The sequence below is a fragment of the Sphingopyxis sp. NFH-91 genome (assembly GCF_021401285.1).
GTDB lineage: Bacteria > Pseudomonadota > Alphaproteobacteria > Sphingomonadales > Sphingomonadaceae > Sphingopyxis > Sphingopyxis terrae_A.
The window spans coordinates 1-3821 of sequence record NZ_JACBGA010000027.1 but is presented as its reverse complement, the minus strand read 5'-3'; the positions used below and the strand labels follow the sequence as shown (position 1 = coordinate 3821).

Below are 3821 nucleotides of genomic sequence, written 5' to 3'. Positions count from 1 at the left end.
GCAAGCTCAAACAGCAACGACGGATCGCCACCCGATACGACAAGACACTTCTCTCGTTCGAGAGCTTCCTCAACCTCGCCGCCTCGCGCCTATGGCTGAAGTCTTTTGTCAACACGACCTAGCAAAATGTTTCGAATCATCGGCCAGATGGATCATGCAAGACGAACTGCGCGATGCGGTCGACTTAACCCTGCTATATCGCAATCTGAAAGCTATCAGCGCGTGCGAGCCGCCAAGCGGCGCTGTAAAAATCGCGATCCGACGCGCCGCTCAGCAATTCTCCATCTTCCAGAAAAATGTGCAGCTGGGAGAATAACCGGATTTCCGTGAGGCTGACCCGGCGAACAAGATGATGCGGGCCAAGCCGGCCGGGGTGATCGAGACCCGCGGCGGCGATCATCTCGGACAGTGCCAACAGCGTATTGCGATGGAAGCTATAAACACGGGCGGCCTTGTCGCTCACGACAAGCGCGCGCTGGCGCATCGGGTCCTGCGTCGCCACCCCCGTCGGGCACAGATTTGTGTGGCAGGACAGCGACTGAATACAGCCGATCGCGAACATGAAGCCCCGTCCGGCATTGGTCCAGTCGGCACCGAGCGCCATCACCGTGGCGATGTCGAAAGCGCTGACGATCTTCCCGGCGGCGCCGATCTTGATCTTCTGCCGCAAACCCGCTCCAACCAGCGTGTTGTGGACGAATAGCAGGCTTTCGCGCAGCGGCATGCCGAGATGGTCGGTGAATTCGAGCGGCGCCGCACCGGTGCCACCCTCCGCGCCGTCGACGACGATATAGTCAGGAAGAATGCCCGTCTTGAGCATGGCTTTCACGATCGCCATGAACTCCCACGGCTGCCCGACACAGAGCTTGAAGCCCACCGGCTTGCCTTGCGACAGGTCGCGCAGACGCGCGATGAATTGGAGGAGCTCGATCGGGGTGCTGAACGCCGAGTGGCCCGGCGGGGAAATGCAGTCGCGCCCCATCGGAACGCCCCGCGTCGCGGCAATTTCGGGGGTCACCTTTTCGGCGGGCAGGATGCCCCCCTTGCCGGGCTTCGCTCCCTGGCTGATCTTGAGCTCGATCATTCGTACCTGCGGATCCGCCGCCTGCTCTGCAAAGCGTTCCGGATCGAAGGCGCCCTGTTCGTCGCGACAGCCAAAATAGCCGCTGCCGATCTCCCAGATGAGATCGCCGCCATGTTCGCGGTGATAGGGACTGATCGAACCTTCGCCCGTGTCATGCGCAAAGCCGCCGAGCTTCGCCCCTTTGTTGAGTGCGCGGATCGCGTTCGCACTGAGCGCGCCGAAACTCATCGCAGAAATATTGAAGATCGACGCCGAATATGGCCGGCGACAGGCTTCGCCGCCGATCGGAATACGAAAAGCGGCCGGATCGGCGACAGGAACGGGGCGCGTCGAGTGCGCGATGAACTCGTAGCCATTTTCGTAAACGTCAACGAGGGTGCCGAATGCTCGCTCACTGACCTCATTCTTGGCCCGCGCATAGACGAGCGAGCGCTGGCTCCGCGAAAAGGGCGTTTCCTCATGATCGTCCTCGAAGAGATATTGCCGTAGGCCCGGACGAATCTCCTCGAAGAACCATCGCAGTCGGCCGACGATCGGATAGTTGCGGCGTACCGAATGCAGCGGCTGTCGCAGATCGTAGAGCCCGACGCATGAGAATGTGATGCCTGCGGCGAGCATCGCCCATGCCCAGGGCGCCGGAAGACTGGGAAGGGAAATGAGCGCCGCGGCTATGCTCGTGGCGAGCGGGATGAAACGAACGAAGGGCAAGGGAAGCTCCGCGACCTGCATCAGGCCAGATGTGAGAGTGGGGCGTTGACCGGCTGCCGCGCGGTCAGCTGAGCAACGGATGCAAGCCGGCGACCGCGAGCGCCGCGGGCAACAGGAGGGAAATCGCGAACCCTGTTAATGGGGCCTCGAGGTCGGGTTCGTGATCGCCATAAAATTGCGCCAATTTTCCTGAAAGCCGGACGTCGCCGATGATCACGGCCGGCTCGGCGAGCGACAGGGTCCGAAACTGCCGCATCAGCGCGGCTTGCTCCTGCCTTCCAAGGTCGGGATAGCGGTCGAGCCATTTCCCCGCAGCCTTCAATGCGGGCGACCGCGGCCGCCATATCTCCGTTTGTGCCTTGTATTTGCTCATTTTTCGTGTCTTTCGGGTGCCGCTAGAGAGCGCGCAGCATGCCGGATCCTCAAAAAAGCCGCGTCTCATCGCCGGACTTCGGCGATCTGGGCGGTGGCGAGACGGGATTGGGCGGGACTCGTTGAAATAAACGCGGCCATGATCGAGAAGTACACACAGGCGGTGACCAACCATCCGCGTCCCGGCCTTTGCGTTATGGCAAGCATCGGGCTGTGCAGGCCGATGACCACCGCGACGAGAAGCAGGCCGAATATGTCTTCGACATTGTAATTCCAATGGAAGCTTGCTTCCGACCATTCGCGCATCATCATTCAACTCCGACAATTATCCTGCCGACGCCCCAGCAGACGGTGACAAACAGGGTGACGAACATGACCAGCGTCAGCATCCGCATTCGGCAACTCAACCGAGAAGCCTCGCCTGGCGAGCCAAATAATGGGCTGTTCATGGCGCGCGCTCCTCGTCGGCCAACGCCACGCAGCGTGCTTGCAGCGCGCTCACCAAGGCGAGCATTTCGCGGCGGACGGACGCCGGCGCTGCTATTCGCGGGTCGCACCAAAGATCGGCATATAGGTCGGCATAAGCGCGCAATTTGACCGAGACCTCGGCCCTGACACCCTTCAGGCGGCGTTCGATGTCGGCCGCACACTGCGCCGCGCGTTCAATCGGCAGACCGCGTCCGGCGACATCGCCCCAGGCTGCACGGCGCTGCGCCTCCACGGCAAGCCAGCCCGGGGGGGTCGTGAAGTGGCGCCGCAGCGCGGCGACCATGGCTCTGGGCCGCGCCGCGCCGGGATACAAACGCAGCGCCGCCGCCAGCAATTGGTCTTCCGCGAGGGGTGACTGTTCCAATTGGTCGATCGGGGTAAGACCGTGGCCGGAAACGGCACGCAGGCGCGCAGCTTCGTGCGGAAGCGCGAGCATCGAACTCGCACGGCGCGCCGCTTTGTCTACTATTCGGCGGAACAGCAGCTGCTGTTCCCGGGAGGCAGTCACGTAAATCTCCATGGCCGCCAACCGGAGGCTGGCGGCGCGCTGTTGCAGCAATTCGAGGACAAGGTCTCTGAGCGGGACAATCTGCGCGCCGGTGCAGGATCCAAGGATCCCCCGCGTCGGATAGTGAAGCGTCGATCATCGCTTTCGATCGGGCTCGAAGCGCTGTCTGCGGTCGAGGAACACCCCGGGTCCGCCACGCGCGGAGCCGGGGCGGCTAGCGTTCGAGCAGCCGACCCACATAGTGCGCAAAGCGCGAGGGAGATGAAGCGTTATCGCTCATGACGTCCTCAAGATGGCGCTCCGGCCGCGGAAGTCAAGCTTGGCCTTCCGCGGCGGCATACGCCGGCGGCCCGGTGAGCGCTGCCATATCATTCGGCACCGATCGATTAGGTTGCCGGCCGCTGAGGTTACCGGCATTCAGGTACCGCAGCTACATCCTGCGATGGCTGCGCATCGCAAAGCTCGACGTAATCCGCGCGACTCCGGGCAGCCGCGACAGAACGTCCCGGTGGAAAGCGCCATAATCGTCGATTCCTCCAATCTGGACGTGCAGAATATAGTCGCCATCGCCCGTCATAAGAAACCATTCCTGAACTTCCGGGTGCCGGCGGAGCGCTGCCTCGAAACGCAGCAAATATTCCTCCGACTGGCGTTCGAGTT

At 62.3% G+C, this 3821-nt stretch carries 6 protein-coding genes and 1 pseudogene; 1 reads left to right on the top strand and 6 read right to left on the bottom strand.

From position 1 onward, the window contains the following. Nucleotides 1-122: pseudogene (locus L0963_RS19505) on the top strand (IS5 family transposase); the annotation flags it as partial. Between the two features lie 71 nt (nt 123-193). On the opposite strand, the gene L0963_RS19500 reads toward L0963_RS19505, so the two are convergent. The 6 genes from L0963_RS19500 to L0963_RS19475 form a co-directional block, all read right to left on the bottom strand. Further along, nucleotides 194-1792 carry an FMN-binding glutamate synthase family protein gene (locus L0963_RS19500; RefSeq protein ID WP_062764637.1) on the bottom strand — a complete coding sequence of 533 codons (1599 nt, stop codon included), beginning with the start codon at nt 1790-1792 and terminating at the stop codon, nt 194-196. 64 nt (nt 1793-1856) lie between these two features. Continuing rightward, a complete protein-coding gene (locus tag L0963_RS19495; RefSeq protein ID WP_234181480.1) occupies nt 1857-2234 on the bottom strand; it encodes a hypothetical protein in 378 nt (125 codons plus the stop codon). Then, nucleotides 2231-2476, bottom strand: coding sequence for a hypothetical protein (locus tag L0963_RS19490; RefSeq protein WP_234181477.1), 246 nt, complete (start codon nt 2474-2476; stop codon nt 2231-2233). Before L0963_RS19490 ends, L0963_RS19495 begins: the two co-directional genes overlap by 4 nt. Then, on the bottom strand, nt 2473-2613 hold the full coding sequence (locus tag L0963_RS19485; protein ID WP_234181475.1) for a hypothetical protein: 141 nt from the start codon (nt 2611-2613) through the stop codon (nt 2473-2475). Before L0963_RS19485 ends, L0963_RS19490 begins: the two co-directional genes overlap by 4 nt. Next, entirely contained in the window at nt 2610-3212 is a 603-nt protein-coding gene (locus L0963_RS19480) for a hypothetical protein (protein WP_162928182.1), read from the bottom strand. Before L0963_RS19480 ends, L0963_RS19485 begins: the two co-directional genes overlap by 4 nt. Before the next feature lie 379 nt (nt 3213-3591). Beyond that, a partial coding sequence (locus tag L0963_RS19475) for an Lrp/AsnC ligand binding domain-containing protein (RefSeq protein ID WP_234181467.1) occupies nt 3592-3821 on the bottom strand: 230 nt, incomplete at its 5' end.